27 protein-coding genes and 1 tRNA gene are annotated in these 24356 nt (G+C 62.0%); 15 read left to right on the forward strand and 13 right to left on the reverse strand.

The features are described 5' to 3' along the window. Window positions 1-202 precede the first annotated feature (202 nt). Complete coding sequence (locus KVQ74_RS03635) at window positions 203-661, reverse strand: DUF3574 domain-containing protein (protein WP_217829640.1); 459 nt, start codon at window positions 659-661, stop codon at window positions 203-205. A 395-nt stretch (window positions 662-1056) separates the two neighbouring features. On the opposite strand from KVQ74_RS03635, the gene KVQ74_RS03640 reads away from it, so the two are divergent. After that, window positions 1057-1566 carry a hypothetical protein gene (locus tag KVQ74_RS03640; RefSeq protein WP_217829641.1) on the forward strand — a complete coding sequence of 170 codons (510 nt, stop codon included), beginning with the start codon at window positions 1057-1059 and terminating at the stop codon, window positions 1564-1566. A 69-nt stretch (window positions 1567-1635) separates the two neighbouring features. Here the strand turns inward: KVQ74_RS03640 and KVQ74_RS03645 are convergent, their stop codons facing one another. The 3 genes from KVQ74_RS03645 to KVQ74_RS03655 all read right to left on the reverse strand — a co-directional run bounded on the left by KVQ74_RS03645 (window position 1636) and on the right by KVQ74_RS03655 (window position 3480). After that, window positions 1636-2226: a helix-turn-helix domain-containing protein gene (locus KVQ74_RS03645; protein WP_217829976.1), complete on the reverse strand. Its 591-nt coding sequence runs from the start codon at window positions 2224-2226 to the stop codon at window positions 1636-1638. A gap of 53 nt (window positions 2227-2279) precedes the next feature. Next, window positions 2280-2441, reverse strand: a complete 162-nt coding sequence (locus tag KVQ74_RS03650) for a hypothetical protein (protein WP_217829642.1) — start codon at window positions 2439-2441, stop codon at window positions 2280-2282. 127 nt (window positions 2442-2568) lie between these two features. After that, window positions 2569-3480 carry an AraC family transcriptional regulator gene (locus tag KVQ74_RS03655; RefSeq protein ID WP_217829643.1) on the reverse strand — a complete coding sequence of 304 codons (912 nt, stop codon included), beginning with the start codon at window positions 3478-3480 and terminating at the stop codon, window positions 2569-2571. Window positions 3481-3583: 103 nt separating this feature from the next. On the opposite strand from KVQ74_RS03655, the gene KVQ74_RS03660 reads away from it, so the two are divergent. The 5 genes from KVQ74_RS03660 to KVQ74_RS03680 all read left to right on the forward strand — a co-directional run bounded on the left by KVQ74_RS03660 (window position 3584) and on the right by KVQ74_RS03680 (window position 8037). Continuing rightward, window positions 3584-4129, forward strand: coding sequence for a carboxymuconolactone decarboxylase family protein (locus tag KVQ74_RS03660; protein WP_217829644.1), 546 nt, complete (start codon window positions 3584-3586; stop codon window positions 4127-4129). A gap of 69 nt (window positions 4130-4198) precedes the next feature. Next, window positions 4199-5269 carry an acyl-CoA dehydrogenase family protein gene (locus KVQ74_RS03665; RefSeq protein ID WP_217829645.1) on the forward strand — a complete coding sequence of 357 codons (1071 nt, stop codon included), beginning with the start codon at window positions 4199-4201 and terminating at the stop codon, window positions 5267-5269. Further along, window positions 5266-6108, forward strand: a complete 843-nt coding sequence (locus KVQ74_RS03670) for an ABC transporter ATP-binding protein (RefSeq protein WP_217829646.1) — start codon at window positions 5266-5268, stop codon at window positions 6106-6108. The genes KVQ74_RS03665 and KVQ74_RS03670 overlap by 4 nt, the downstream gene beginning before the upstream one ends. Next, the gene (locus KVQ74_RS03675; protein WP_217829647.1) at window positions 6074-7273 is read left to right on the forward strand and encodes an ABC transporter substrate-binding protein; all 1200 of its coding nucleotides are present in this window, start codon (window positions 6074-6076) and stop codon (window positions 7271-7273) included. Before KVQ74_RS03670 ends, KVQ74_RS03675 begins: the two co-directional genes overlap by 35 nt. After that, on the forward strand, window positions 7273-8037 hold the full coding sequence (locus KVQ74_RS03680; protein WP_217829648.1) for an ABC transporter permease: 765 nt from the start codon (window positions 7273-7275) through the stop codon (window positions 8035-8037). Before KVQ74_RS03675 ends, KVQ74_RS03680 begins: the two co-directional genes overlap by 1 nt. Window positions 8038-8107: 70 nt before the next feature. On the opposite strand, the gene ahr is transcribed toward KVQ74_RS03680, so the two are convergent. Then, the gene (gene ahr / locus KVQ74_RS03685) at window positions 8108-9139 is read right to left on the reverse strand and encodes an NADPH-dependent aldehyde reductase Ahr (protein ID WP_217829649.1); all 1032 of its coding nucleotides are present in this window, start codon (window positions 9137-9139) and stop codon (window positions 8108-8110) included. Between the two features lie 89 nt (window positions 9140-9228). Beyond that, window positions 9229-9462: a hypothetical protein gene (locus KVQ74_RS03690; protein WP_217829650.1), complete on the reverse strand. Its 234-nt coding sequence runs from the start codon at window positions 9460-9462 to the stop codon at window positions 9229-9231. A gap of 162 nt (window positions 9463-9624) precedes the next feature. Here KVQ74_RS03690 and KVQ74_RS03695 point away from each other — a divergent pair, with 162 nt between their 5' ends. The 3 genes from KVQ74_RS03695 to KVQ74_RS03705 all read left to right on the forward strand — a co-directional run bounded on the left by KVQ74_RS03695 (window position 9625) and on the right by KVQ74_RS03705 (window position 11242). Continuing rightward, entirely contained in the window at window positions 9625-10269 is a 645-nt protein-coding gene (locus KVQ74_RS03695) for an ATPase (RefSeq protein ID WP_217829651.1), read from the forward strand. Between the two features lie 83 nt (window positions 10270-10352). Next, a complete protein-coding gene (locus KVQ74_RS03700) occupies window positions 10353-10691 on the forward strand; it encodes a YajG family lipoprotein (RefSeq protein WP_217829652.1) in 339 nt (112 codons plus the stop codon). Between the two features lie 170 nt (window positions 10692-10861). Then, a complete protein-coding gene (locus tag KVQ74_RS03705) occupies window positions 10862-11242 on the forward strand; it encodes a DUF1801 domain-containing protein (protein WP_217829653.1) in 381 nt (126 codons plus the stop codon). 58 nt (window positions 11243-11300) lie between these two features. Here KVQ74_RS03705 and KVQ74_RS03710 read toward each other — a convergent pair. Together KVQ74_RS03710 and KVQ74_RS03715 are read right to left on the reverse strand one after the other, a co-directional pair. Then, window positions 11301-11375: transfer RNA gene (locus tag KVQ74_RS03710), tRNA-Gln, on the reverse strand. A gap of 197 nt (window positions 11376-11572) precedes the next feature. Beyond that, complete coding sequence (locus KVQ74_RS03715) at window positions 11573-11800, reverse strand: hypothetical protein (protein WP_217829654.1); 228 nt, start codon at window positions 11798-11800, stop codon at window positions 11573-11575. A gap of 206 nt (window positions 11801-12006) precedes the next feature. Between KVQ74_RS03715 and KVQ74_RS03720 the strand changes: the two genes are divergently transcribed. Next, window positions 12007-13929 carry a tyrosine-protein phosphatase gene (locus KVQ74_RS03720; protein WP_217829655.1) on the forward strand — a complete coding sequence of 641 codons (1923 nt, stop codon included), beginning with the start codon at window positions 12007-12009 and terminating at the stop codon, window positions 13927-13929. A gap of 42 nt (window positions 13930-13971) precedes the next feature. Here the strand turns inward: KVQ74_RS03720 and KVQ74_RS03725 are convergent, their stop codons facing one another. From KVQ74_RS03725 to KVQ74_RS03735, 3 genes are all read right to left on the reverse strand, one after another. Then, window positions 13972-14898 carry a helix-turn-helix transcriptional regulator gene (locus KVQ74_RS03725; RefSeq protein WP_217829656.1) on the reverse strand — a complete coding sequence of 309 codons (927 nt, stop codon included), beginning with the start codon at window positions 14896-14898 and terminating at the stop codon, window positions 13972-13974. A gap of 241 nt (window positions 14899-15139) precedes the next feature. Further along, window positions 15140-16519 (reverse strand): ATP-binding protein, encoded by a 1380-nt coding sequence (locus tag KVQ74_RS03730; RefSeq protein WP_217829657.1) that lies wholly within the window; start codon window positions 16517-16519, stop codon window positions 15140-15142. Beyond that, window positions 16516-17178 carry a response regulator gene (locus tag KVQ74_RS03735; RefSeq protein ID WP_217829658.1) on the reverse strand — a complete coding sequence of 221 codons (663 nt, stop codon included), beginning with the start codon at window positions 17176-17178 and terminating at the stop codon, window positions 16516-16518. Before KVQ74_RS03735 ends, KVQ74_RS03730 begins: the two co-directional genes overlap by 4 nt. A 167-nt stretch (window positions 17179-17345) precedes the next feature. On the opposite strand from KVQ74_RS03735, the gene KVQ74_RS03740 reads away from it, so the two are divergent. The 5 genes from KVQ74_RS03740 to KVQ74_RS03760 are packed head-to-tail and all read left to right on the forward strand — an operon-like array spanning window position 17346 to window position 22172. Further along, window positions 17346-17612 carry a PepSY domain-containing protein gene (locus KVQ74_RS03740; protein ID WP_217829659.1) on the forward strand — a complete coding sequence of 89 codons (267 nt, stop codon included), beginning with the start codon at window positions 17346-17348 and terminating at the stop codon, window positions 17610-17612. Beyond that, window positions 17612-18157, forward strand: coding sequence for a cytochrome b/b6 domain-containing protein (locus KVQ74_RS03745; protein WP_217829660.1), 546 nt, complete (start codon window positions 17612-17614; stop codon window positions 18155-18157). Before KVQ74_RS03740 ends, KVQ74_RS03745 begins: the two co-directional genes overlap by 1 nt. A gap of 52 nt (window positions 18158-18209) precedes the next feature. Continuing rightward, entirely contained in the window at window positions 18210-19505 is a 1296-nt protein-coding gene (locus KVQ74_RS03750) for a sialidase family protein (protein WP_217829661.1), read from the forward strand. Then, window positions 19505-20116: a hypothetical protein gene (locus KVQ74_RS03755; RefSeq protein WP_217829662.1), complete on the forward strand. Its 612-nt coding sequence runs from the start codon at window positions 19505-19507 to the stop codon at window positions 20114-20116. Before KVQ74_RS03750 ends, KVQ74_RS03755 begins: the two co-directional genes overlap by 1 nt. Before the next feature lie 22 nt (window positions 20117-20138). Beyond that, the gene (locus KVQ74_RS03760) at window positions 20139-22172 is read left to right on the forward strand and encodes an LTA synthase family protein (protein ID WP_217829663.1); all 2034 of its coding nucleotides are present in this window, start codon (window positions 20139-20141) and stop codon (window positions 22170-22172) included. A 6-nt stretch (window positions 22173-22178) separates the two neighbouring features. On the opposite strand, the gene KVQ74_RS03765 is transcribed toward KVQ74_RS03760, so the two are convergent. Together KVQ74_RS03765 and KVQ74_RS03770 are read right to left on the reverse strand one after the other, a co-directional pair. Continuing rightward, window positions 22179-23642: a GDL motif peptide-associated radical SAM/SPASM maturase gene (locus KVQ74_RS03765; RefSeq protein ID WP_217829664.1), complete on the reverse strand. Its 1464-nt coding sequence runs from the start codon at window positions 23640-23642 to the stop codon at window positions 22179-22181. A 102-nt stretch (window positions 23643-23744) separates the two neighbouring features. Beyond that, on the reverse strand, window positions 23745-24317 hold the full coding sequence (locus tag KVQ74_RS03770; protein ID WP_217829665.1) for a DUF1842 domain-containing protein: 573 nt from the start codon (window positions 24315-24317) through the stop codon (window positions 23745-23747). Between the last annotated feature and the right edge of the window lie 39 nt (window positions 24318-24356).

Below are 24356 nucleotides of genomic sequence, written 5' to 3' on the forward strand. Positions count from 1 at the left end.
GTTGGGGGTGGGGGCGGTGTTGCTGGCGGGTTTGGGGCGTCTGACGCAAGTCTCTCAGCCCAGCCCTCCCGAAACGTCGGACCGCCCAAGTGGGGAGGGGGCCGACCGACTCGATTATGGATTCAACGCCGATCGTTCAAGTCGGTGAAATTTTCCAATATCCCCCAATCAGTTCCCTCTCCCTTTGGGAGAGGGCTAGCGATCAGAAGGACACCACCGCCGGTTGCGACAAACGCAACACCGACAAATCCCCCGTAATCCGCTTGAACGCCAGACGAATCGCTTCGATATCGGCGTCATGTTTCGCCGTGTTCTCGTGCAGGATCACGATCACCTTGGTCGCCAGCCGCTCCGGCTCTTTGGCCCCGTGATCCCGCCACTGACCATAGGCATCGAACACACTGAAACCGTCCGGAAACCGCGACGTGACTTCCTGATCGAGAAACTCGCGCCAGCGCGCGGGGCTGACCACGCCTTCCTTGCCCTCCAGCGGCCCCACCGAGAAATACAGCTCGGTGCGGATCCACTGTGCCTGCGCCGGCCGTGTGGGGTCGCCTTGCAGGGTGGAACTGGCGGGATCTTTGGTATGAATGGAGGCGGGCGGCGTGGCACAACCGGCGATGGCGAGAAACAGCGCGGCCACGACAAGGCTTTTTGGCATGGAACTTCCCTTTATTAATGAGGTGCAGGCAGAGGCACATTATAAAGGGCGAGGTTAATAGCGATAAAAGATTAAAAAGTTTCCATCGACAAACTTATGGAATAAGAAAGCCTGCGGAAAATAAATCAGCCTGGTTAGAACGATTATTTCTGGCGGTTATTTAAATAGATGTACTTGGCATATCCATAACCTGTATTTCATCGTTACTGTTACATGCTTCTCTGCAATCACATCCATTTAGAAGCTAAAGCATTTAAAACCCGATCAGCCACGACACTATTGCAGTTCCCGCGCCGTTTTTTGCTGCTCGGCCATCATCTTGTTGTCCCCCCGGCAATCCTTAGAATCGCTCCCATCAGCTTTGTCCGACTCTTCAATCCTTCAGGGAGCTCCACATGATGAACGCCATGCAGATGCAAATGCCGATGAACGCCAACATGCCAATGATGCCGATGATGGGCATGCCGATGATGATGGCGACCATGAGCTGCGAAATGATGGACGACGGCATGATGTGTAAGATGATGCCGGCCGCTGGCATGGACATGGCCATGTTCAAGAACAGCGCTGAAATGATGCAGATGATGATGAACTGTGGCATGCCGATGATGATGCACTGCGGCAACATGAGCATGATGTGCATGTCCCAGGCGGCCATGGCCATGCCGATGATGAACATGATGATGCCAATGCCGATGATGGGCATGCCGATGCCGTCGATGAAGTGCGTCATGGAATGCACCATGATGGCTGACGGCATGATGTGCAAAATCATGCCGATGGCCGGCATGAACATGGACATGATGAAGAACTGCTGCGCCCTGATGATGAAGATGATGAACGACTGCAGCATGCCGATGATGATGAGCTGCAACGGCATGCCGATGATGTGCTGCACCTGCTGATTCACGGGATTTCGTGAACCACGCAAAAGCCCCCGAGGCCATGGGCCTCGGGGGCTTTTTCATTGCCGGTCAGTCCAGGCGTTCGGGGTAGGTGACCACCAGGTAGGCCACCGCTTCGCTGTCGGCGGGGTTGCGGTAGCGGTGGGGCTGGTCGGCGTAGAACAGGATCGAGTCGCCGGTCGACAACAGATAGCGCTCGTCATTGACGCTGATTTCCAGTACGCCCTGGGCGACCACCAGATTTTCCTGAACACCGGGGCCATGGCCTTCGGAGTGATCTTCACCCAACGCGCTCAAGCGCAATTCGTAGAATTCCGACTGACGCGCCACGTCGAACGGGAACAGCGCGCGGCTGACGAAGGCGCCATTGGCACTCACCAGCCGTTTGCTCTGGCTCGCCGACAACACGGCCACCCCTTCAAAGGCGCGGTGTTCGAGAAACGCGGCCACCGACACCTTCAGCCCTTTGGCGATCTTGCACAGTACCTTGATCGACGGCACGCTGCGCCCGGATTCGATCTGCGCCAGCATCGCCCGGCTCACGCCGCACTGGCGGGCGAGTGCATCGAGCGACAAGTGCCGTTTGCCGCGCAGGCGTTGCAGGTTCTGCGCGACCCGCTCGCAGATCGGGTCTTCTTCCAGTGATTCGAGGTTGTTCAAGTCCAGCACAGGTTCGTCGGCGCTCGCCAGAAAGCGCGAGGGTTCGTGCGCGTTCACGCTTGCCGGGGCTCGTTCGAACGGGCGGTCTGCACCCACTGAAAGGCCTGGTAGCCGGCATTGCGCGCATACATTTCCCACATGGCCCGCGCCCGTTGCTGGGCCTGGCGGCGTTTGCGGTAGCTGGCGAAGTCGATCAGGTTGTCAGTTGGCTTCATGGCGCACTTCACTGTGTTCAATGACGGGATGGAGTGAGAGTACGCGGATATTTTTATAACGATAAATACTTATTTTGTATTTATTAATTCTTTTTTGTTCTTTGCTGCGCTGCCCGGATTTTCTCCCTTATCGCCCCTCATGCTGCTTGCGAAACGCCCCCGGCTGCACGCCCATCGCCTTGGCGAACGCGCGGGTAAACGCCGCGATCGACTGATAGCCGACAGCCGCGCACACCTGCTCGACCGTGTGATTGGCCTTGAGCAACTGGCAGGCATGGCGGATGCGCAGCGCCAGCAACACTTGCCCCGGCGACTGGCCGGCCAGTTCATTGAAACGCTTGAAGAACGCCGAGCGCGAAAGGCCGATGCACTCGGCCATGCTTTCCAGCGACCACGGCAACTGTGGCTGCGCGATCAATTGATCCAGCAGCGGCGCGAATTGCGGATTGCGCGCCAGCGCCACCAGCCCGCCCAGCGACGGGTTGTCCGCCATTTGCTGGCGCAGCACGTAGAGAAACAGCAAATGACTCAAGCGCTCCAGCAGCGCCGAGGAGGGCGCCGGCAGGCGTTCGCATTCTTGGAGAATCAATTCGAACAAGGCCCGCGCCGCACTCGAGGCAGGGTCCCCGGCACGCAGAATGATCCAGCCCGGCAGGCCTTCGATGATCAAGGACGACAATCCCGACTTGAAATGGAAGAAGCCGCAGACCAGTCCGACGCCGTCTTCGGCCTGGGCGTCCAGGCTGGTCATTGCCATGCGCGGCAAGGCGTGCGCGGTCTGCACATCCTCGGCGCTGGACAGCCGGTAATCCAGGTCGCGCAGGAGAAACACCGCATCCCCGGCATTCAGGCGCAACGCCTGGGCCTGCCCGTCGAGATGCAGCCAGCAATGTCCTTGCACGATCAGGTGAAAACTTGCCCGCGCCAGGCCGTGGGTGCTGGCATGCCAGCCACCGCAGTAGCGCCCGACGTGGAACAGGCTGGCGTCGAGTTCGAGACTTTCTAATAACCAATCAACCAGTGGGCTGGACGAAATCATCTAATGGAAACACTCAGGAGCAAGTAATCGCTACTTTAGAATATGGATCGGAATTCTTATAACCAACAGACTTGCCGGACACCCCATCGCAGGAGTCCATCCCATGTCACGCGTCACTCTACACACCCTGCAAAGCGCTCCCGAAGCGGCCCGGCCGTTCCTGGAAAACGCGCAGAAGAATTCTGGATTCATTCCAAACCTGCTGGCCGTCCTGGCCAATGCGCCGGCGGCGCTGGAAACCTACGTTACGGTATCGGCGCTCAATGGCAAAGCCGAGCTGAGCCTGGCCGAGCGCGAAGTGGTGCAGTTGATCGCGGCCACTCACCACGGCTGCGATTTCTGTGTCGCAGGTCATACCGCCGTCGCGCTGAATAAGGCAAAACTGCCGCCGGAAGTAGTCAGCGCCCTGCGTGAGAAAGCCACCGTGCCGGTGGAAAAACTCGAAACCCTGGCCGCGTTCGCCCGTGAAGTCATCGCCACCCGGGGCAACGTCAGCGAGCAGACCTACCACCAGTTCAAGGCCGCCGGTTACACCGAGGGCAATGCGCTGGAAGTGATCCTCGGCGTGAGTCTGGCGACCCTGTGCAACTTCGCCAATGTCTTCGCTGATACGCCGCTCAACCCGGAACTGGCGCCGTATCGCGCGTGACCGGCCCGACAACGATTCAAGCTGCGTGGTCTATGGTTGACGCTGCGCACGGACAAGGAGAGACACGACATGCTCAATCCGGCATTGAGTCAATGGCTGGACAGCCACGCCCAGGCACTGGATCTGGGTGACAGCGATCCGCAGCAGGTGCTTACGCAACTGGCCGCTGCCGACGTCTTGCGGGTCGGTTTCGATGCGCATCTGGGCGGCAGTGGCGGCAACGTCTCGGACGCCGTGGAAGTGCTGGCCGAGGTTGCCAGTCATTCGTTGGCCGCCGCGTTTGTGTTCTGGGGGCAGCGGGCGTTCATCGAGTACCTGCTGCAAAGCCCTAACGCAGACCTGCGCGAACGCCTGCTGCCGTCGCTGCTCAGCGGCGAGCTGGCCGGGGCGACCGGTTTGTCGAACGCGATGAAATTCCTCTCCGGGATCGAATCCCTGCAAGTCCGCGCCCGGGCCGAAGCCAAAGGCTGGAGCCTGAGCGGGCGGTTGCATTGGGTGACCAATCTGCGCAAAAGCGGCTTTGTGGTGGCGGCCGCCATCGAACGCGGGGAGGGCGGTTCGCCGTTTGTCCTGGCGATTCCCGGTGACGCCAATGGCGTGCATCGTTCGGCGGATTTGCAATTGATGGGCTTGCAGTCGAGCAACACCGCCGCCATCGATTTCGCTCAGGTGCAGGTCGACCGCCAATGGTTGCTGCATGACGATGCGCGGACGTTCTTGCCGGCGGTGCGGCCAGCGTTTCTCGGCTTGCAGTGCGGCATGGCGATCGGTCTGGCGCGGCGTGCCCTGGCGGAGGTGGAAAGTCATTTGCAGGACGGCCGCTCGATCCTGCTGGAGCCGTTGCGCGAACAGCTTCAGCAGTTGGCGCAGGCCGTGGATACGCTTAAGCAAGGCCTGCTCGACGGGCGATTCCTGGCGAAACCGGCGGCGCTTTTCCAGGTGCGCATTGCCCTCGCCGAATCGGCGGCGAACGCTGTGCAACTGGAGCTTCAGGCCAGTGGCGGCAAAGCCTATCTGAACGAGCATGGCAGCGGTTTCGCCCGTCGCTGGCGCGAGTCGGCGTTCGTGCCGATCGTCACGCCGAGCCTGGTGCAACTGCGTGCCGAACTGCAACGGCAGAAGCAGGAAGCGGCGGTATGAGTCATCCGTTGCTGCATGCCCGCGACATCAGTCTTGGCTATCCGCGTGCCGAGGGTTGGCACACGGTTCTGGAGGCGTTCGATTTGCGCCTGCAGCCGGGGGAGGTGGTGTCGATCCTCGGCCCCAGCGGCGTCGGCAAATCCAGTCTGTTGCGGGTGTTGGCCGGTCTGCAACCGCCCCGGCAGGGCAGCGTCAGCCTCAATGGCGAGGCGCTGGCCGGCCCGCATCCTCGGGTCGCGGTGGCGTTTCAGGATCCGAGCCTGTTGCCTTGGCTGACCCTGGAGAAGAACGTCGCCTTCGGCCTGGATTTCGCCCGGCAGCCGAATCTGAGCGCGGAGCAACGCAAGGCCCGGGTCGACCACGCCATCGCGGCGGTCGGCCTCGAACACGCCCGGCAGTTTCACCCGGCGCAGTTGTCTGGCGGCATGGCCCAGCGCACGGCGCTGGCCCGTTGCCTGGCGCGGCAGCCGCAGGTGTTGTTGCTCGATGAACCCTTCGGCGCTCTGGATGAAATCACCCGTGCCGACATGCAACAGCTGTTGCTGCAACTGATTGCCGAGCACCACACCGCGGCGGTGTTGATTACGCATGACATTGACGAAGCCCTGCTGCTCTCCGAGCGGATTCTGCTACTGGGTAACAGCCCGGCGCGGATCCTCGGTGAGTGGCGCGTCGACCTGCCTCAGCCTCGCGCGGAGCTGGTGGACGAACTGGGCGCACTGCGTATCGAGATTCTCAAAACCCTTCGGCGGGCGAGCCGCAATCCACTTTCCCCACCATTGCCCGAACCGTCGGAGATTGACCATGTGCCTGGACGACTTCACTCACACACGTCGTGACTTCCTCAAACTCAGCGCCTTGCTGACCGCTGGCGGCGCCTTGCCGCTGCTCAACAGCCTCAACGCGCGAGCGGCGTCGGAGCCGAATGCGCCGGTGCGCATCGGCTATTTGCCGATCACCGACGCCACGCCGCTGTTGGTGGCGCATAACAACGGGCTGTTCGAAGCCGAGGGCATCCAGGCCGAGCGTCCGGTGCTGCTGCGCAGCTGGGCGCAAGTGATCGAGGCGTTTCTGTCCGGGCAGGTCAACGTGATTCACCTGCTGTCGCCGATGACGGTCTGGGCGCGTTATGGCAGCAAGGTGCCGGCCAAGGTCGTGGCCTGGAACCATGTCGGCGGTTCGGGCCTGACCGTCGCGCCGGGCATCACTGACGTCAAGCAACTGGGCGGGCAAGCGGTGGCGATTCCGTTCTGGTACTCGATCCATAACGTGGTGGTGCAGCAACTGTTCCGCGATCACGGCCTGGAGCCGGTGAGCAAACCGGCCAGCGCCGCACTGGCGGCGAACGAGGTCAATCTGCTGGTATTGCCACCGTCGGACATGCCGCCGGCACTGGCGAGCAAACGGATTGCCGGCTACATCGTCGCCGAGCCGTTCAACGCCCTGGCCGAAGAACTCAAGGTTGGCCGGGTGCAGCGCTTTACCGGCGACGTCTGGCGCAATCACGCCTGCTGCGTGGTGTTCATGCACGAGCAGGATCTGAACAACCGCCCCGAGTGGTCGCAGAAAGTGGTCAACGCCATCGTCAAGGCCCAGGTGTGGACCCGCGAAAACCGCGCCGAGGCGGCCAAATTGCTGTCCAAGGACGGCGACAATCGCTACACCCCGCACGCTCAGACCGTGTTGAACCGGGTGCTGGCGCCGGCTGCGGCGGATCGTCAGCAGTACGTGGCGAGCGGCGCGATCCAGCACAGCCATTGGGACGAGCAGCGCATCGACTTCCAGCCGTACCCGTTCCCCAGCTACACCGAGGAACTGGTCAAGCGCCTCAAGGACACGCTGATCGAGGGTGACAAGGGTTTTCTCGCCAACCTCGATCCGCAACATGCCGCCCGGGACCTGGTGGACGACCGCTTCGTGCGCAATGCAATCGCGGCGGTCGGCGGCATGCAGGCGTTCGGCCTGCCCGAAGGCTTTGAGCGCAGCGAGGAGTTCAGTCTCTGATGAGCAAACCGACTTCAACGCTTGTCCATGGCGCTCTGGGCGCAGCAGGGCTGTTGGCCCTGTTGCTGCTGTGGGGGCTGGGCGTGCATCTGGCCGGTGGCGGCGAAGGGCTGGCGGCGCGTTTTTCGCCGCAAGCCACGTTGACGAGTCTGATTGAACTGCTCGGTCGTGCCGAGTTGTACGAGCATGTGCTGGTCAGCCTGAAACGAATCGTCGTCGGTCTGCTGCTGGCGTTGCTGATCGGCGTGCCGCTGGGGCTGATGATCGGCAGTTACCGCCACCTCGAAGCGGCAACCACTCCGGCCTTTCAGTTTCTGCGGATGATTTCGCCGCTGTCGTGGATGCCGGTGGTGGTGATGCTGATGGGCGTGGGCGATCAACCGATCTACTTCCTGCTGACCTTCGCCGCGATCTGGCCGATCCTGCTCAACACCGCGGCCGGCGTGCGACAACTCGATCCACGCTGGCTGCAATTGAGCCGCAGCCTCAGCGCGACCCGCTGGGAAACCCTGCGCAAAGTCATCCTGCCCGGCGTGGTCGGCCATGTGCTGACCGGCGTGCGGCTGTCCATCGGCATTCTGTGGATTGTGCTGGTGCCGTGCGAAATGCTCGGCGTCAGCGCGGGGCTGGGCTATTTCATCCTCGATACGCGGGATCGCCTCGCGTACTCGGAGCTGATGGCGATGGTGCTGTTGATCGGCGTGCTGGGATTCGCTCTCGATGCGCTGGCGCGTGGGCTGCATCGGCGCTGGGCGCCGGCCTGAACGGTTGCAGATAAAGTTGCGGTCATCGATGCAAAAACGGCGCGAGGCTTCCAAACCTCGCGCCGAATGCTTATTTACTGGCGTTCAACACAATCCGATACCGCGCCTTGCCGCTGCGCAGGTGATCCACGGCTTCGTTGACCCGGCTCATCGGGAATTCCTCGACCTGCGGCAGGATCTGATGCCGGGCGCAGAACTCCAGCATGGTCGCCGTGGTGCCGGGCGAGCCAACCGGTGAGGCGGACAGGCTTTTCTGCTGCGGAATCAAATTGAACACATGCACCGGAATGGCGTCGGGCACCACGCCGACAAAGTGCAGGCGGCCCTTGCCGCGCAGGGTGGCGAGCATCGCCGTCCAGTCGAGGTTGGCGTTGGCCGTCACCAGCAGGAAGTCCAGGGTGCCGGCAATGCGTTTCAGCGCATCGCTGTCGGTGGAGGCGACCACGTTATGCGCACCGAGGCGTTTGGCTTCCTCTTGCTTGCTCAATGACGAGGTGAAGGCGGTGACTTCACAGCCCCAGGCGTTGAGGAAACGCAAGGCCAGATGCCCCAGCCCGCCGATGCCGACCACGCCGACCCGGTCGGTTGGTTTGATGCCGAACTGCACCAGCGGATTGAACACCGTGGAGCCCGCGCAGAACAGCGGGCCGGCCTTCGCCGGGTCCAGACCGTCGGGAATCGGCGTTGCCCAGGCCCAGTGCGCACGCAGGTGATCGGCGAAGCCGCCGTTGCTGCCAATGATCGTCGGTTGCACCGTGGTGCACAGGTGATGGGAACCGCCCATGCACGAAGAACAATGCATGCAACTGCCCTTGTACCAGCCGATGCCGACCCGCTGGCCGACCTTGAGTCCGCGTGCCTGCGGGCCGATGCGCACGATGCTGCCCACCACTTCATGGCCGGGGATGAACGGGTACTGGCTGATGCCCCAGTCGTTGTCGATCAGCGACTGGTCGGAATGGCAGACGCCGCAATATTCCACGGCGACTTCGACTTCCTCGTCTCCCAGCGGGCCGGGATCGTAGCTGTAGCGCTCCAGCGGCGCGCCGGCTGCTGTGGCGGCCCAGCCGGTGAAGGTCGAGAGTTCGGTGCTGTTGCTCATAGGGACACCTCCGGATCAGGAGACCGGGGCCTGGCAGCCCTGGCGCCGCGGACGCAGCGTGAAGAGTCTAGCGGGTCATCGAGTAATCGCTACAGCCAGTTTTCGACGATGCGCCGATCCAGTTCCTCCCAGAGCGCCATGCCCAGCACGCGGGTGGTGTTCAACCCACGCAGATAGCCACGCAACTGATTGGCGGTATCGCGCACGCGTTCGGCGTCGGTGTCTTTCTGGATCAGCACGGTTTCGTATTCCACCAGATAGTCGGCCACGCGCTCGCGGAACTCGGGCAATACGGCATCGCGGATCAGATCAAAGGTTCGCACAAGTCATCCTCGGTTTTTTTCGTTGTATTGAGTGTGTCGCAGTCTGCACGGGGTTGAACTATCGCTTCAAGTAATAGTGACCATCACCAAACGCAAGTTCTGCTTTGGCGCCGATGAGCGGAAAATCGCCTCCATCGAAACGCTGCTCAAGGAATTTGCGCGATGAACAGATTGACCCGACTGGCTGTAGTCGCCCTGCTGATGGGCGGGGTTGCAACGATTGCACCGGCTTACGCAGACGACACCCAGTCGTGCCACTTTCTACCCATCGCCGGCAGCAGCGCCGGGCTTGCGCACTCGCAAACGGTCGGTGTGCTGTACAGCGAAAACACGCTGGACGACCTGCAATACCTTGAGCGCTACCACGATGTGGCAGTGAACGGTGCGAAAGACGCGCTCGATGCGCGGATTCGCGAGGCCTTCGTCAGCAGCTCCGACCCGGAACTGGCGATCGACTGGCTGACCCGTTCGCTGCAACAGCAATTTCTCTCGGTGACGGTCTACGCCAGTCTCGATGAACTGGTGCAGGCCAAACCTGATCTGGTGGTGATGCTCGACACCCACAACCGCTTGCTGACCCAGCGCAACAGCCAGGTAGAAGCACGCTTCGCCGCGCGCTTCTACGACGCCGGCCTGCAATACATCGGCAAGGCCGAAGGGGCGGTCGAGAAGCAGATGCCGTCGGTGTGGGTCCACAACAAGGGAGCGCCGGAGATTGCCGCGCAGATCGAGCAACAACGTGATCTGCAACTGAGTGCCTTGAAGCAGTTCGACGATTCGCTCAAGGCCCTGGTGACCGCTGGCTGATGGCATGACTCAAAACAGCGACGAAAGCGCCCGTAACGCCGAACGTCGCTGAGAACCGAACCTTTATTTTCAGGATTTTATCCATGCGTGCTTTTTTTGTTCCCGCCCTGGCGTTTGCCGCTTTGCTGACGGGGTGTGCTTCGGCACCGAACGACCCGACGCTGACCCTGCAAACCCACAAGACGCCTGCGCAGTACGCCGAATGCGTGGTGCCGAAACTGCAGGGCAGTTCGCTGAACCCGACGGTGTCCCAGACCCAGCGCAGCTACCGCATCGTGGTGCCGAGCAAAGTCGCGGCGGACAACGTACTGGAGGCTTACAAGGCCCAGGATGGTGGCAAGGTGTTCTTGTACGAGCGCCACTTGCTGGCCTCGAGCTTCATGCCTTCGAGTTTTGAACGTGCCGCCCAGGAATGCCTGTAACCGCTGAACGTTTTTGAAGATGCTCCTTTGGTTGGCCGCAACCAACCAATTTTTTGCCCCGCGCCATGCGGGGCTTTTTTTTGCCTGGCGTTTTTCATGGGCAAGCGAGCGCTGGATCGGCAGCTACGCTGGTGGGGTTACGAACCCGCAAGCAAGGGAGCACGAACATCATGAGTGAAGAGCAGCAAGGCCCGGCTTCGGCGCTGATCGACGCCAGAATCAAGGAGCTGGGCGACTGGCGCGGCCAAATGCTGGCCGAGATCCGGGCGATCATCCATGGGGCGGATGCCGAGGTGGTCGAGGAGTGGAAGTGGCGGGGCGTGCCGGTCTGGTCACGGCACGGAATCATCTGCACGGGGGAGACTTACAAGTCGGCGGTGAAGATGACATTCGCCAAGGGGGCCGCGCTGAAAGATCCGTCGAAACTGTTCAACGCCAGCCTCGAAGGCAATACCCGGCGCGCGATTGATTTTCACGAAGGCGACAGCATCGATGCCCAGGCGTTGAAAACGCTGGTGCGTGCGGCAATTGAGTTGAATAAAAAGAAATGAATCTGACCACTTGAACAAGTGATCTGGAGGATTTTGCGGAGGGAGGAGATAGAGAAAATGGCAGGGGCGGCTGGATTCGAACCAACGCATGGCAGGATCAAAACCTGCTGCCTTACCGCTTGGCGACGCCCCTGAAGCTTTTGCCGCAGTCCCGAAGGGTCTGCTGCAAGAACGGGCGGAAATTTACCAACATTCGAGGCGTCTGGGAACCCCCGAAGGCAAATAAATTTCATGGAAAACAGCTACTTATTTTCCGAACCGGCCGAAATGCAGGTTTTGCCGCCGATTTGCTCCGGCAAACCCGACGCAAAACCTGCAAGCGGACCACCCTCAATTGCCGTCCGCCACCTTGCGCTCGATCTCGTCGACCTTGCGTTGCAACGCTTCGGCGTCCTGTTCCTTGGTGCGGGTGGAAGAGGGCGTGATGACCTCGTCCACGGCTGCGGTAGCGCGATCCGGGTCCGTCAGATCCCGTTCCACGACATTCACCGGTTTACCCGAGGTATCGGTGGGCGGGGCATTGGACGGGGCGGTGGATGAGCGGTCGTCGTTGTTCATGATGCTGTCCTCCGTAGGTTTAAACGTTGGATGCAGCGGCAGAACGCGAGTTCGAGTTTTTTACCGGCCGCCCCGGCCTTGAGGACAGAAAGCGCATCTTGCGGACCGATCGCGCAGGCATTTGATTCGCGAGGCAACTTGTCACAATCGGTATTTTTTCATTGCCGATAGTGATCAGCCCAACGCGTTTTCAATGAGGCTGCATCGTGTTTCAACGTCTTCTGTGTTCGCTGTCCGTCCTGAGCCTGTCCATCGCCGCCGCCCAGGCCGCCGACGATTCCACCGCCCTCAATACCCCGCGCCTGACCGGGATCGACAACTTTCGCGACATCGCCGGCACCACCACCGCCTACGCCACGGCTCACGACGGCATCATGCGCGCCGGGGTGTTCTATCGCTCCAATGCGTTGACGCCGACCGCCTCGGACCTGACGACCCTCAACGGTCTGGGCATCAAGGCCATCTACGACCTGCGCACGCCCAGCGAAATCGCGGCCACCCCCGATACCCTGATCAGCGGCGCGACCTACCAGAACATCGACATCATCGGCAGCGCCACGTCCGGCGCCAACATCACCACTGTTTCGTTCAAAAGCGCCGCCGATGCTATCGCGATGATGCAGCAGACCAACCGCGCGTTCGTCAGCGATGCCGGCATGCGCAGTCAATTCAGCGTGCTGTTCAATGAACTGGCCCGGGTCGATGGCGCGGCGCTGTTCCATTGCACCGCCGGCAAGGATCGCACCGGCTGGACCGCTGCCGTGTTGCAGAGCATCGCCGGGGTCGACAGCGCGACCATCATGAACAACTACCTGGCGACCAACGATTACACCGCCGCCCGTGTGGCCGCGACCTTGAAGGCATTGCCGCCGAGCATGGCGACGGTTTATGCGCCGTTGCTGGGTGTCGAGGCCAGTTACCTGCAAGCGGGCCTGGATCAGGTCACCGCGCAATACGGCAGCATGGACAACTACCTCAAGCAAGGGCTGGGATTGTCCCAGGAAACCCTTTACGTGCTGCGCGGCAAAATGGTCGAGTACAACAGTCTGCCCGGCCAGGCGGGTCTGGTCGGCAACGCCGCTGCCGGCGCGCAGTTGTTGCAGCAGTTGCAGAACAGCGACCTGTCGGGCACCTACAGCGCCTACAATTACTACCTGCAATCGGCGATCGACGGCGGCAGCCTGGGAGGCGTCGAGTCCACGGTCGGCGGTCAGGTGCACGCCGATGCGGCGAGTTACCTGCTGCGTCAGGACGCGATGATCGAGCAGGCCGCCGCGCCCTACGCCAGCGGCACTGACCTTAAGGTCGGCCAATATCGCCTCTGGACGACGGCGCTCGCCGGTTATCTGGGCACCGACGGTTCGTCCCACGCCGCCAGCAGCAATGAACACAGCCAGGGCATGATGGTGGGCGTCACCCGGCGTTTCAGCGAACAACTCAGCGCCCATGGCGGTTTCGGCTACAGCAAGGGCAGCGTCGGCGGGGCCGGTGGCGAGGCGGATACCGATTACACCTTCCTCGCACTGGGCGCACGTTTCGCCCCCAATGGACTGGAGCGCGGGCTGTTTGTCGACGCCGATGCCAGCGCCGGTTACATCGACTACGACAGCAAGCGCGACCTCGGCGCTGGCCTGGGTTCTGCCAAGGGCAACAGCCACGGCAACCTGACCGGCGCAACGCTGGCGCTGGGTTACCGTTTGCCGGTCGATGGCGTGACCCTCGAACCGCGCCTCGGTATGCGGATCAGCCGCGTGGACCTGGCCGGTTTCAAGGAAAAGGGCAGCGAACTGGCGCTCGATGTCGATGACCTGCAGCAAACCCGTCGCAGTGCCGTCGCCGATCTGAATGCGTCATTCGCACCGGTGACGATGGGGGCCTGGCAACTGGTGCCCGGTGTTCGCGTCGGTTACGAACATGTGCTGGGAGACCATGAGGTCGACAGCGAAGGCCATCTGTTGGGGCTGGATATCGAACAGCACGCGGCGTTCGATAACCGCGACCAGTTCAGTGGCGCGGTGAACGTCATGGCCAATCTTGGCCCGCTGAGCGTGGGGGCCGAAGTCGGTGCCAGTGGGGGCGGTGACAGCCATGGCTTTGCTGGCAGCCTCAAGGCCAGCTACCTGTTCTGACCGGCCAGCGGTGGCGAGGAAGCGAGGTTCTTCGCCACCGTTTCAACGCAGTCCTTTGCGGACATCTGCCGGACTGACGCCGTAAGCACGCTGAAAATACTGACAAAACCTGCCGACATTGCTGAACCCGTATTGCAGCGCCACCTCGCTCACCGACGACACCGTGCCTAGCGCCAATGCCTCACGGGCACGCGCCAGCCGCACCTGCCGCTGATACGCGACAATCGAAGTCCCCGTAAACCGCCGAAACCCGTCCTGCAAGGCGCGCAGACTGACGTTGCTCAACTGCGCCAGATCCGTACCGCTGACCAGGTGCTGCGGATGCGCCTGGATGTATTCGATCGCCTGTTTCACATGTCGGGGCGCAATCATCGGCTGTGGATGGCGCAACGCTTCGCTGAAATTGTGCGGCCAGGCTTCCAGCACCGCATCCACCAGCATCTCGCGCAGGCGTGACGGCAGCAGGGTGCCAGCGCTCATCAGCAGGTCGAACTCGGTGCCGGTCGCCAGGTCGATCAGCGCACGGATGCCCTGGCACGCCGCGCTGTCGAGATTGACCTTGGGTTCGAACTGCAGCTTTTGCAGGATCGGCCTGCCGAGCAGCGTCGACAGGCGCTCGGTGAGAATCCGGCGGCCAATCGACATGCCGCGATGGGCGTGATCGTCGATGAAACGCATCGAACGCAGTTCGGCCTTGTCAACGGCCAGCCCGACCTGCGTCGTGCCCAGCGATTCGGTGGCGTGGTTGAAGAGGATTTTGCCGGCGCTGGGAATGACAAACGTCACTTCATCGAACGGCAGCGGAAATTCGACGGCGAAATCGCCGCGATAGTGCATGCGCCGGAAACTCACGTCTTCGTAGCGGCCATACACGCCGCCAATGACGATGTTCTTGGGCGGTGGCGGAGAGTCGCCGTAGCGGTTGCCGAACATTTTGGAGAACAGGGCGCCGAAGTCGTCGCAGTTCATGTCATTGGATCTGAGGATGATGTGCTGTCGCGTCGTGCCTGAGTACACCTGAGGTCGCCTTGGCTATGTGCGGGTCGGACAAACGCCGGGACGTTAGCAGGCAGAAATGACAGATTCGTGACTGGCAGGCCGGCGGGCCTGCCAGTGTTCGCGGGCGGTCGGCATCAGGCCGACAGTGACCATGCCCATTCAAGGGCATGGACGGGTCAGGATGAAAAATTCGTCAAATTCGCTTAATTGATTAGCCCGCGGCCGGGCCCGCATTGATCCGCAGTTCGGCACACAGTCCGCCCTGAGGGCGGTTGTAGAGTTGCAGCGTGCTGCCGAGCTTGTTGACGATCATCTGCACGATCGCCAATCCCAGGCCTGCACCATTGGCATGGCCCTGGCTGTAGAAACGCTCGAACAACCGCGCGTAGTCCTGTTCGTCGATACCCGGACCTGCGTCTTCGACGCTGATGCATGCGGCGCCGCAGGGGTGGGGGGCGACCTGAACCCGGACTTCGCTGCCGGGCGGCGCGAAGTTGAGCGCGTTGGTTACCAGGTTCTGCAAGGCGATGGCGAGGGCCACCGGATCGGTTTCGACCGGGCAATGCTGGTCGCTGTCGAGGATCAGATCGACGTTTTTGGCCAAGGCCAGTGGTGTTAACTCGGCAAGTTCTTCACGCACCAGCGCGGTCAGCTCGACCCGGGTTTTTTCCGCCGCCGCCAGGCGCGGTTCGATGCGGGCCATGGTCAGCAACTGACTGGCGATACGCGTGGCGCGATCCACGGCGCTGACCAGAAACTCCAGCGCCTCGGCCTGTTGCTGCGCACTGGTGGCCAGTTGCGCGTTCTGTGCATGGATGCGCAGGATCGCCAGCGGTGTGCGCAGCTCGTGGGCCGCATCGGCGATAAAACGCCGCTCCCGTGCCAGCAGGTCATCGATCTGCTGCAACAGGCGGTTGAGCGCGGTTTGCATCGGTTCGAGATCGTTAGGCAGAGGACTCAGGTGCAACGGCTTGAGGGTGTCGGTGTCGCGACCCCGGATTGACTGGGCCATGACCCGCAACGGTTGCAAGCCCCAGCCGATGGTCAGCCAGATCAACGTCGCCAGCAACGGCACGCCGATCAGGCTTGGCCACAGTGTGTGGCCGACGATGCGCTGGATCAGATCCTGCCGGATGTCATCCCGTTCGCCGACCCAGATCAGCAGCCCCTGTTGCGTATCCTTGAGCAGAAACGCGCACCAGTCTCGACCGTTTTCCATCAGGTCATGGGAGCCGAGGGTGGCCGGCGGTTGATCGAGCAGCGGCGCCTCAGCCGAGCGCACCAGCAACTGGCCGTCGTTGCGCCAGACCTGAAAGGTCAAACGCGTCTCGTAGGGATGTAACGCCTCGCCATCGTCCATCCGGCTCATGGCCTCATCGAAGGCGCGATGCAGGCGATCCCAGTCGTTATCGTCGGGATCGCGCTGGGCCAGCACGCCTTGCAGCAGGCGCGCACTCTGCGCCAGTTGGGCGTCGTAGATCTCTTCGATTTCGTGGTGGCTGTAACGCACCACCAGCCATGAAATCAGCACATCGCCGATCAACACCAGAATCAGCACCGGCACCAGAATCCGCGCACGTATGGACATCATGGCTTGAGTTCCACGACGTAGCCGACGCCGCGTACGGTGCGGATCAGTTCGGCGCAAAGCTTTTTACGCAGATTATGGATCAGTACCTCCAGCGTGTTGCTCTCGACCCGTTCCTGCCAGCCGTACAGCGTGCGGGACAGACGTTCGCGGGTGACGACCTTGCCGGGGCGGACCATCAATTGATGGAGCAGCTGATACTCCATCGGCGTCATCACCACGTCGTTTCCTCGCCACGTGACCTGCTGGCTGACGGGGTCGAGGCAGACGCCGGCATGTTCCAGCACCGGTTGCGCACGCCCCTGGCTGCGCCGCAACAAGGCACGGATACGGGCCTTGAGTTCGTCGACATCGAACGGTTTGATCAGGTAGTCGTCGGCTCCGGCATCCAGCCCGGCGATGCGTTCTGCGGTGCCGTCGCGCGCGGTGAGGATCAGCACCGGCAGATCCTGCTGGCTGCTGCGCAACTGTTGCAGCAGCGTCAGGCCATCGAGCTTCGGCAGGCCGAGATCCAGCAGCAACAGGTCGAAGCTCTCGCTGCGCAAGGCATGCAAGGCACTGGCGCCGTCCTGCAGCCAGTCGAGGGTGTAACCCTCGTTGCTCAGGGCAACGCGGATGCCCTGGATGAGGGCGAGGTCATCTTCGACCAGAAGTAGGCGCATGGTGGTGCTCGCAAGGCAATCGATGGCGTGACGGCGCAATCATGCCGTCCGCGCGGGCGTCATGGCAGTTCTGACATCGGTAAAGATGTAACGGCGCGTTGCCAACTAAGGTTTCACTAAGGTTGCTTTCGCACAGTGGAGCTTTCCCGTCCCGTGAGAGTGTTTCCATGCGCAAGCTACTGCTGTTGTCCCTGATCGTCGCCAGCCCGCTGGCCATCGCCGGCCCGCAATGCACCACTGCCGAGCGTTCGCAATGGCAAGACCAGAAGGCCTTTCAGGAACAACTGAAAAGCCAGGGTTATGAAATCAGTAAATTCAAAGTCACCGATGGCAATTGCTACGAGATCTACGGCTTCGACAAGGACAAACGCAAGGTCGAGATCTATCACGACCCGGTCAGCGGTAAAGCAGTCAAGACCGAGATCAAGGGCTGATGCCAGGCGAATCCCTGCGCCTGTGGGACCCCGTAGTGCGGCTGTTCCACCTGTCCATCGCCGGCGTCTTCGTTGGCAATTACTTCTTTAATGAAGCGGGCGACGACTGGCATGTCTGGCTGGGTTACTACGCCATGGGCTGGCTGCTGGTGCGGCTGGTGTGGGGATTCATCGGTCCGGCCAGCGCGCGCTGGTCGGACTTCTGGCCGACGCGCGCGAGACTGGCAGCCCATGTTCGGTCGCTGCTTGAGCGGCGTCCGGAGCACCGTCTCGGGCATTCGCCGATCGGTGCGCTGGTGATGATTCTCTTGCTGTTGGCGATGCTGACCGCCGGTCTGAGCGGCTGGGCCATGGAAGAAGTCGATGCCTTGTGGGGGGCCGACTGGCCGCTGCAAGTACACGAAACTGCTGCCGACGCCTTGCTGGTGATGGTCGCGATTCACATCGCGGCAGCGCTGTTCGAGAGTTTCCAGGTGCGCGACAACCTGCCGTTGTCGATGCTCACGGGACGCCGGCGGCGTTTACCGGACGATCCGCAGCGCTGACACGGAGGTTTTTTTTGATGCCTTTTCATCCTGAATCTGCCGTGAGCCTTTTATGCGTGCGCTGTCCTTTCGCTTGAAATTCCTTATCGTGGCGCTTGCCGTCAGCCTGATTTTTTTCGCGGCGTGGCGCAGTCATCCCGCGCATGTGCTGGCGCCTTTCGCCGACACTACTCCCGACGTGCCGGCACCGGTGGCCGTTGCCGAGCCGACCTACAGCAGTCGTTTCGTGTCATCCGAACTGGATGATTTCGTTCATTCGTCATCGGTCACGGCGCTGCCCGGCGGCGACCTGATGGCTGTGTGGTTCGCCGGCTCGCGTGAAGGCGCCGCCGACGTGCAGATCCGCACCGCACGTTTCAACGCGAGGGCGGCCGAGTGGGGCGCCGAGCAAGTGCTGGCGACCCGCGAATCGACGATCGCCGGCACGGGGCGCTACATCCGCAAATTGGGCAATCCGGTGATTGCCCTGGCACCGGATCAGCGTCTGTGGATGTTCTATGTCTCGGTGTCCGTGGGCGGTTGGGCCACCAGCGCGATCAACGTGATGGTTTCCGATGACCTGGGGCGCAACTGGTCGGCGTCGCGTCAACTGGTCACGTCGCCGTTCTTCAATATCAGCACGCTGGTGCGCGCGGCGCCGGTGTTCCATGCCGATGGCTCGATTGGCCTGCCGGTGTATCACGAGTTCATGGGCAAGTTTGCCGAGTACCTGTATCTGAGCGCGGATGGCGAGGTGATCGACAAATTCCGCATCAGTCGGGGCAAGCATTCGTTGCAGCCGACCATCGTCCCGCTCGACGAGCGCCGCGCGGTGGCGATGCTGCGCTATGCCGGTGACACCCATCATCGGGTCCTGGCCAGCCGCACCGACGACGCCGGCCAGACCTGGAGCGAACCGTATCCGCTGGAACCGTCCAACCCCAACTCGTCGCTGGCGGCGGTGGGCACCGCCGATGACGGTTTGCTGGTGGCGCTCAATGACCTGCGCGACGGGCGCTTCAAGCTCAGCCTGTACGGCACGGATGCCAGTCTCAACGACTGGCGCAGTGTGATCGAGCTTGATCAGTCACCGGACCCGCGCGGTCAACCATTCTCGCCTGAGGCCTACAAGGCAATTATCGGCGAAGGTTTTCGTGCATCCAGCGGCGCGCAACGTCTGCCGCTGGAACAGCGTTTCCTGAGCAATCTGGACTACCGGGTGTGCAAGCCCGAAGGCTGTGAGTTCGAGTACGAGTACCCGTATTTCAGCCGTGGCAGCGATGGCCTTTATCACCTGGTTTATTCGTGGAACAACACCTTCATCAAACATGTCAGCTTCAACGATGCCTGGCTGGCGGAGCGCCTGTGATGCTGTTTCTCTGGCAAGCCCATTTGACGTTCATCCTGCTCGGTTTTGTTCTGCTGGGCTCATTGCGTGCCACCCATGGCTGGCGTCCGTGGCTGTTACCCGTGCTGGCAGTGACAAGCTTTGTTCCACTCAACGGTCTGCCGCTGGCGGCGTATGTGCGCAGCTATACCGATGATCTGGCGATCACGACGCTGGTGTTTCTCGGTTGGGCCAGTCTGTCGCGTTTGGGTGTCGCACAGCCATTGCAGCGGCCTGCACGCCTTCAGGTGCTGCTCCTGTTTGCCGGTCTGGCGCTATCGCTGTATCCGGCGACCTTGGGCCTGACCTATTTCGACCCTTACCGCTGGGGTTTCAATCCGCGCCCGATGATTGTCCTGACGGGGCTGGCGGCGCTGGTTCTGCTGTGGCTGCGCAATGGCTTGGCGGTGGCGATGCTGGCCCTCGCCACACTGGCGTTCGCCCTGCGCCTCAAGGCATCGGAAAACTATTGGGATTACCTGATCGATCCGCTGCTGGCGGGGTACTGCCTGATCGCCGCAATCATGCTTGCCGCCAAAGCGCTGTGGCAGCGGCTGCGTCGCCCATCAACAGCGGCGACGCCTTCAATCTGAACGAATGACATCGAGGTAAACGATGGGGTGGTTGCAATCGCGTCGCCTACGCTACGGCGTGGGTGCGGCAGGCCTGTTGTTCGCGCTGCTGGCGCTGCTCAGGCTGGGGTTTGTGCTCGGGTTTTCCGGGATCGAAGCCGGACGGCTTTTTGCTGATCCGCAGTGGCTGGAAACGCTGGGCATCGGCCTGCGTTTCGACTTGCGTCTGGCAATCTTGCTGATGTTGCCATTGGCGCTGCTGGCCTGGCTGCCGCGCTGGAACCTCACCCGTGTGGCGCTGCTGCGCAAGGTGGCAAGGGCCTACTGGCTGCTGGTGTTGGGGCTGATCGGTCTGGTGTACGTCATCGATTTCGGCCATTACGCCTACCTCGGTGTGCGGATCAATGCCACGGTGTTGCGCTATCTGGAGGATGCGCAGATCTCATGGCAAATGGTCTGGGAAACGTACCCGGTGCTGTGGATCGCTCTCGGCTGGCTGGCCGGCGTGATGCTGTGGTTCCTGGGGTTCTTGCGCCTGGAGCGGCTGACGCTGGCGCAGAAACCTCGGCAGATTCGCCGTGCTTCGCTGGCATTGGGCACGGGAGCAGCAATGGTCGCTGTGCTGCTGGCCCTTCTCGGACGGGTGGAAAACCTCAACCTGGAAAACCCGGTGCCCCTGCGCTGGAGCGATGCGTTCTTTTCCGGCAATGCGCAGGTCGCTGCGCTGGGGCTCAACCCGGTGCTGTTTTTCTACGACACCCTCAAGGCCGGACAAGCGCAGTTCGATGAAGCGCAGGTGAGGGAGCATTACCCGGTGGTATCGCGCTATCTGGGAGTGGATCAGCCTGACCCGCAGGCCTTGAACTTCGACCGTCAGCAAGGAGTGCAGCCCTATCGGGTTGCGGCCGGGCGGGCGCCGAACGTGATGTTTGTCATGCTCGAATCCCTTGGCGCCAGCGCCGTGGGCGCCTACGGCAATCCGCTGAATCCGACACCGAATCTTGATCGCCTGGCGACCCAGAGCTGGTTCTTCAAGCACTTCTATGTGCCCGTCACCGGCACCGCGAAAACCGTGTGGGCGAGCATCACTGGCGTACCGGACGTGACCCGCCAGGAAACCGCGACCCGCCATCCGCTGATCACCCGTCAGCACACGCTGATCAACGCCTTCAGCGATTATCAGAAGCTGTACATGATCGGTGGCAATGCCGGGTGGGCCAATATCAATGCGTTGATCCAGCAAAGCATCGATGGGGTGCGCCTGTATCAGGAAAGCGACTGGCGTTCGCCGCTGGTGGATGTGTGGGGAATCTCCGATCTGGATCTGTTCAAGGAGGGCGACCGGATTCTGCGTGAGCTGCCGCAAGACCGACCCTTCTTCGCCTACGTACAAACCTCGGGCAACCACCGACCGTTCACCATTCCCAGGGACAACGACGGTTTCGAAGTCAGCGCGCTGTCTCTCGAACAGGTACAGAGCGCCGGATCGCGCAGCGTCGAACAATACAACGCAGTGCGTCTGCTGGACTTCAACATCGGTCGGCTGATGGAGCTGGCCAAGGCTGGCGGTTATTACGACAACACGATCTTTGTGTTCTTCGGCGATCACAACACGCGCATCAGCCGCATCCCGCACATGCCCCCGGCGTTCGAGCAACTGGGGCTGGAAAGCAACCATGTGCCGCTGCTGATTCACGCGCCAGGCCTGCTTGAACCCCGGGTGTTCGACGAGGCGACCGGGCTGGCTGATTTACTGCCGACGGTGGCCGGCATCGCGGGTATCCCGTTCAGCAACGGCGCGATGGGACGTGACATTCAGCAACCGTCTGCTGAGGGTGAACGGGTGGTGCCGCTGGTGCTGCGCGAAGGCACCTTCCCGGTGATCGGCGGAGTGACCCGCGATTACCTGCTGCAAATGCAGCACGACGGCAGCGCGCCGACCTTGCATGATTTGAAGTCGAACACGCCGCTGGAAAACGTCGCCGGGCAGCACCCCGAGGAGTTTCGGCGCCTGACCGAACTCACCCGAGGCCTGCACGAAAGCGCACGGCTGATGCTCTACCGCAACGTGCGCTGAGCGGCATCAACTCAAGGTACTGGGCGCCACTCCCAGCAGACGCGTCAGGTTGTTCATGATCGCTTGCTGGCGCATCCGGTCGGCCTGGTATTCGGCTTCGGCGGCGGCGACATCGGCGGCGCAGTGCGGGCAGGTCGACTCGTGGGGGTGGATGTACTGGCGACAGCCGCGACACAGGCTCAGGCGTTGCGGGATGCGGCCCTCGTCCGGTGATTTCTGGCCCTGATTGATCCACGCCAGTTTGATCACCTGGCCGCTGTCGCTGACGCTGGCGACCTGTTCGCCGGTGTCGATGCGTTCGGTGATCAGGTCGAAGCGGCCGACGGCGAAGGATTTCTGCGCGGCGTCTTCAAGCTTGACGATGCGTTCGCGCAGTCCGCGTTTTTCCAGTTCCAGGGTGCGGTAATGGCAGTAGGGGTTGTTGCCGGGTTTGCCCAGAAGCGAGTGTGACGTCCAGGTGCAACCACCCCGGCAGACGTCGTTGTAATAGCAGGTGCGGCAATAACCCCACAGGTCATCGACCGAGCGCAGACGGCCGAAGTGGATGCCTTCGCTGTAGTGCCAGATGTCGTGCAGGCTCATGTTGCGTACGTTGCCGCCGGAGAAACCGACGGTGGCCAGCGACGGACAGCCTTTCACCGTGCCGTCCGCTTCCAGCGCCAGCACGGTCTGGCCGGCCGCGCAGCCGCTCCAGTGAATGCGCTCGTCGCCGAAACCGCGCCACAGGTGTTCGTAAGGGCCGTAGTAACCGATGTTGTTGCCGACGTTCATCAGCAGGCCACGGTCCAGGCCTTCGCGATACAGCCGCGCGAGCAGCGGCATCACGTCGAGCAATTGATAAGGCTGCAACAGCAGCTCCGGGTGATCGACCGCGTTGCCCATCGCCACGGTGAGCTGGATCTGCCAGTGGGTGGCGCCGAGTTCGATGATGGTGTCCATCAACTCCGGCAGGTCGGGCAGGGTGGCCGCACCAATCTGCGTGTTGACGCTGACCGCGAGTCCCGCAGCCTTGGCGCGGCGCAGGGTGTCCACGGCCTTGTCGAATGAGCCGGGTACATTGCGCACTGCGTCGTGCAAGGGCGCGAGTCCGTCGAGGGAAATGCCCACGCCGTTGAGGCCGGCGTCCACCGCTGCCTGCATCTTCGCCGGGGTCAGGTTGCGCCCGCCGGTCTGGATGGCGCAGTACATGCCGTGGTCGTGAATGGCGCGAATCAGTTGCGTCCAGTCCTTGCGCAGATAGGCCTCGCCGCCGATCAGGGTGATCTCGCGGGTGCCGAGGGCGGCCAGGGAGTCGATGACGTCCAGGCATTCGCGGGTATTGAGCTCGTCGGGGCGCCGATGCCCGGCGCGGGAGCCGCAATGCAGGCACTTGAGGTCGCAGGCCAGGGTGATCTCCCAGACCACGTGTACCGGCACGTAGCGTTTGAGATCGGTTTCGCTGAGGTAGCGGGCAGGGCGGTTGTCTGTCATGGGAATCCTTTTGCACAGGCCTGTGCACGGCACGAATGGACTGACCTCGGGGGTGCTGGAACACCGGGCGCGACCCCTTTCGGCGGCGCCCGGTGTTGTCGCTTAGCGCGCTTCCAGTCGCGCGATTTCCGCGTTCAGCTGACCGAGCGCAGTGCGCAAGGCGTCGTGGTGAGCCAGTTGCTGTTCGCCCTGTTGCACGGCGACCTTGATCTGCGCCAGATCACCGCTTTCCCGGGCCGTCTGCACGGCCACCGCATACAGCGGCACAGCGTGATGGGGCGGCGGCTCGACGGTCGATGCCTGATGCACCGCCACGTGTCTGACCTGGTGCCACTGACCGCCTTCGTTGTAGCGGTAATCGACAAACCCGCTGGTCCAGTTGTCGAGGATGCCCTTGAGGCCGAAAGTCTGGGCGATCTGGCTCAGCGGACCGCTCGGGCTGCCGGCGAGGGTGAGGATGATGTGACTCTCGACCGACGGGGTCAGTTTGGCCTCGGAATAGTCGCCCCAGACGCGGGCATGGAAATTGAGCGGCGGCCAGGTGCTTTGAAAGATGCTGGCAACGCCGCTGACTTTTTTGCTGACGGTGTTGACCAGCAGGTCGAGGGTCAGAACCGGTGCGCCGAGCAGTGAATTGCTGGCGATGAGGCGGGTGTGGAAAAGTCCGATCGACATGATGTTACTCCCTTGAATGATTGGCGGATTCAGTGGCCG

The sequence above is a fragment of the Pseudomonas botevensis genome, from assembly GCF_019145475.1.
Lineage (GTDB): Bacteria > Pseudomonadota > Gammaproteobacteria > Pseudomonadales > Pseudomonadaceae > Aquipseudomonas > Aquipseudomonas botevensis.

What these genes read in the sequence shown, in the direction of transcription:
- KVQ74_RS03635 (WP_217829640.1), bottom strand. Translation starts at nt 661, where the DNA reads ATGCCAAAAAGCCTTGTCGTGGCCGCGCTGTTTCTCGCCATCGCCGGT.
- KVQ74_RS03640 (WP_217829641.1), top strand. Translation starts at nt 1,057, where the DNA reads ATGATGAACGCCATGCAGATGCAAATGCCGATGAACGCCAACATGCCA.
- KVQ74_RS03650 (WP_217829642.1), bottom strand. Translation starts at nt 2,441, where the DNA reads ATGAAGCCAACTGACAACCTGATCGACTTCGCCAGCTACCGCAAACGC.
- KVQ74_RS03655 (WP_217829643.1), bottom strand. Translation starts at nt 3,480, where the DNA reads ATGATTTCGTCCAGCCCACTGGTTGATTGGTTATTAGAAAGTCTCGAA.
- KVQ74_RS03660 (WP_217829644.1), top strand. Translation starts at nt 3,584, where the DNA reads ATGTCACGCGTCACTCTACACACCCTGCAAAGCGCTCCCGAAGCGGCC.
- KVQ74_RS03665 (WP_217829645.1), top strand. Translation starts at nt 4,199, where the DNA reads ATGCTCAATCCGGCATTGAGTCAATGGCTGGACAGCCACGCCCAGGCA.
- KVQ74_RS03670 (WP_217829646.1), top strand. Translation starts at nt 5,266, where the DNA reads ATGAGTCATCCGTTGCTGCATGCCCGCGACATCAGTCTTGGCTATCCG.
- KVQ74_RS03675 (WP_217829647.1), top strand. Translation starts at nt 6,074, where the DNA reads ATGTGCCTGGACGACTTCACTCACACACGTCGTGACTTCCTCAAACTC.
- KVQ74_RS03680 (WP_217829648.1), top strand. Translation starts at nt 7,273, where the DNA reads ATGAGCAAACCGACTTCAACGCTTGTCCATGGCGCTCTGGGCGCAGCA.
- ahr (WP_217829649.1), bottom strand. Translation starts at nt 9,139, where the DNA reads ATGAGCAACAGCACCGAACTCTCGACCTTCACCGGCTGGGCCGCCACA.
- KVQ74_RS03695 (WP_217829651.1), top strand. Translation starts at nt 9,625, where the DNA reads ATGAACAGATTGACCCGACTGGCTGTAGTCGCCCTGCTGATGGGCGGG.
- KVQ74_RS03700 (WP_217829652.1), top strand. Translation starts at nt 10,353, where the DNA reads ATGCGTGCTTTTTTTGTTCCCGCCCTGGCGTTTGCCGCTTTGCTGACG.
- KVQ74_RS03705 (WP_217829653.1), top strand. Translation starts at nt 10,862, where the DNA reads ATGAGTGAAGAGCAGCAAGGCCCGGCTTCGGCGCTGATCGACGCCAGA.
- KVQ74_RS03715 (WP_217829654.1), bottom strand. Translation starts at nt 11,800, where the DNA reads ATGAACAACGACGACCGCTCATCCACCGCCCCGTCCAATGCCCCGCCC.
- KVQ74_RS03725 (WP_217829656.1), bottom strand. Translation starts at nt 14,898, where the DNA reads ATGAACTGCGACGACTTCGGCGCCCTGTTCTCCAAAATGTTCGGCAAC.
- KVQ74_RS03730 (WP_217829657.1), bottom strand. Translation starts at nt 16,519, where the DNA reads ATGATGTCCATACGTGCGCGGATTCTGGTGCCGGTGCTGATTCTGGTG.
- KVQ74_RS03735 (WP_217829658.1), bottom strand. Translation starts at nt 17,178, where the DNA reads ATGCGCCTACTTCTGGTCGAAGATGACCTCGCCCTCATCCAGGGCATC.
- KVQ74_RS03740 (WP_217829659.1), top strand. Translation starts at nt 17,346, where the DNA reads ATGCGCAAGCTACTGCTGTTGTCCCTGATCGTCGCCAGCCCGCTGGCC.
- KVQ74_RS03745 (WP_217829660.1), top strand. Translation starts at nt 17,612, where the DNA reads ATGCCAGGCGAATCCCTGCGCCTGTGGGACCCCGTAGTGCGGCTGTTC.
- KVQ74_RS03750 (WP_217829661.1), top strand. Translation starts at nt 18,210, where the DNA reads ATGCGTGCGCTGTCCTTTCGCTTGAAATTCCTTATCGTGGCGCTTGCC.
- KVQ74_RS03755 (WP_217829662.1), top strand. Translation starts at nt 19,505, where the DNA reads ATGCTGTTTCTCTGGCAAGCCCATTTGACGTTCATCCTGCTCGGTTTT.
- KVQ74_RS03760 (WP_217829663.1), top strand. Translation starts at nt 20,139, where the DNA reads ATGGGGTGGTTGCAATCGCGTCGCCTACGCTACGGCGTGGGTGCGGCA.
- KVQ74_RS03765 (WP_217829664.1), bottom strand. Translation starts at nt 23,642, where the DNA reads ATGACAGACAACCGCCCTGCCCGCTACCTCAGCGAAACCGATCTCAAA.
- KVQ74_RS03770 (WP_217829665.1), bottom strand. Translation starts at nt 24,317, where the DNA reads ATGTCGATCGGACTTTTCCACACCCGCCTCATCGCCAGCAATTCACTG.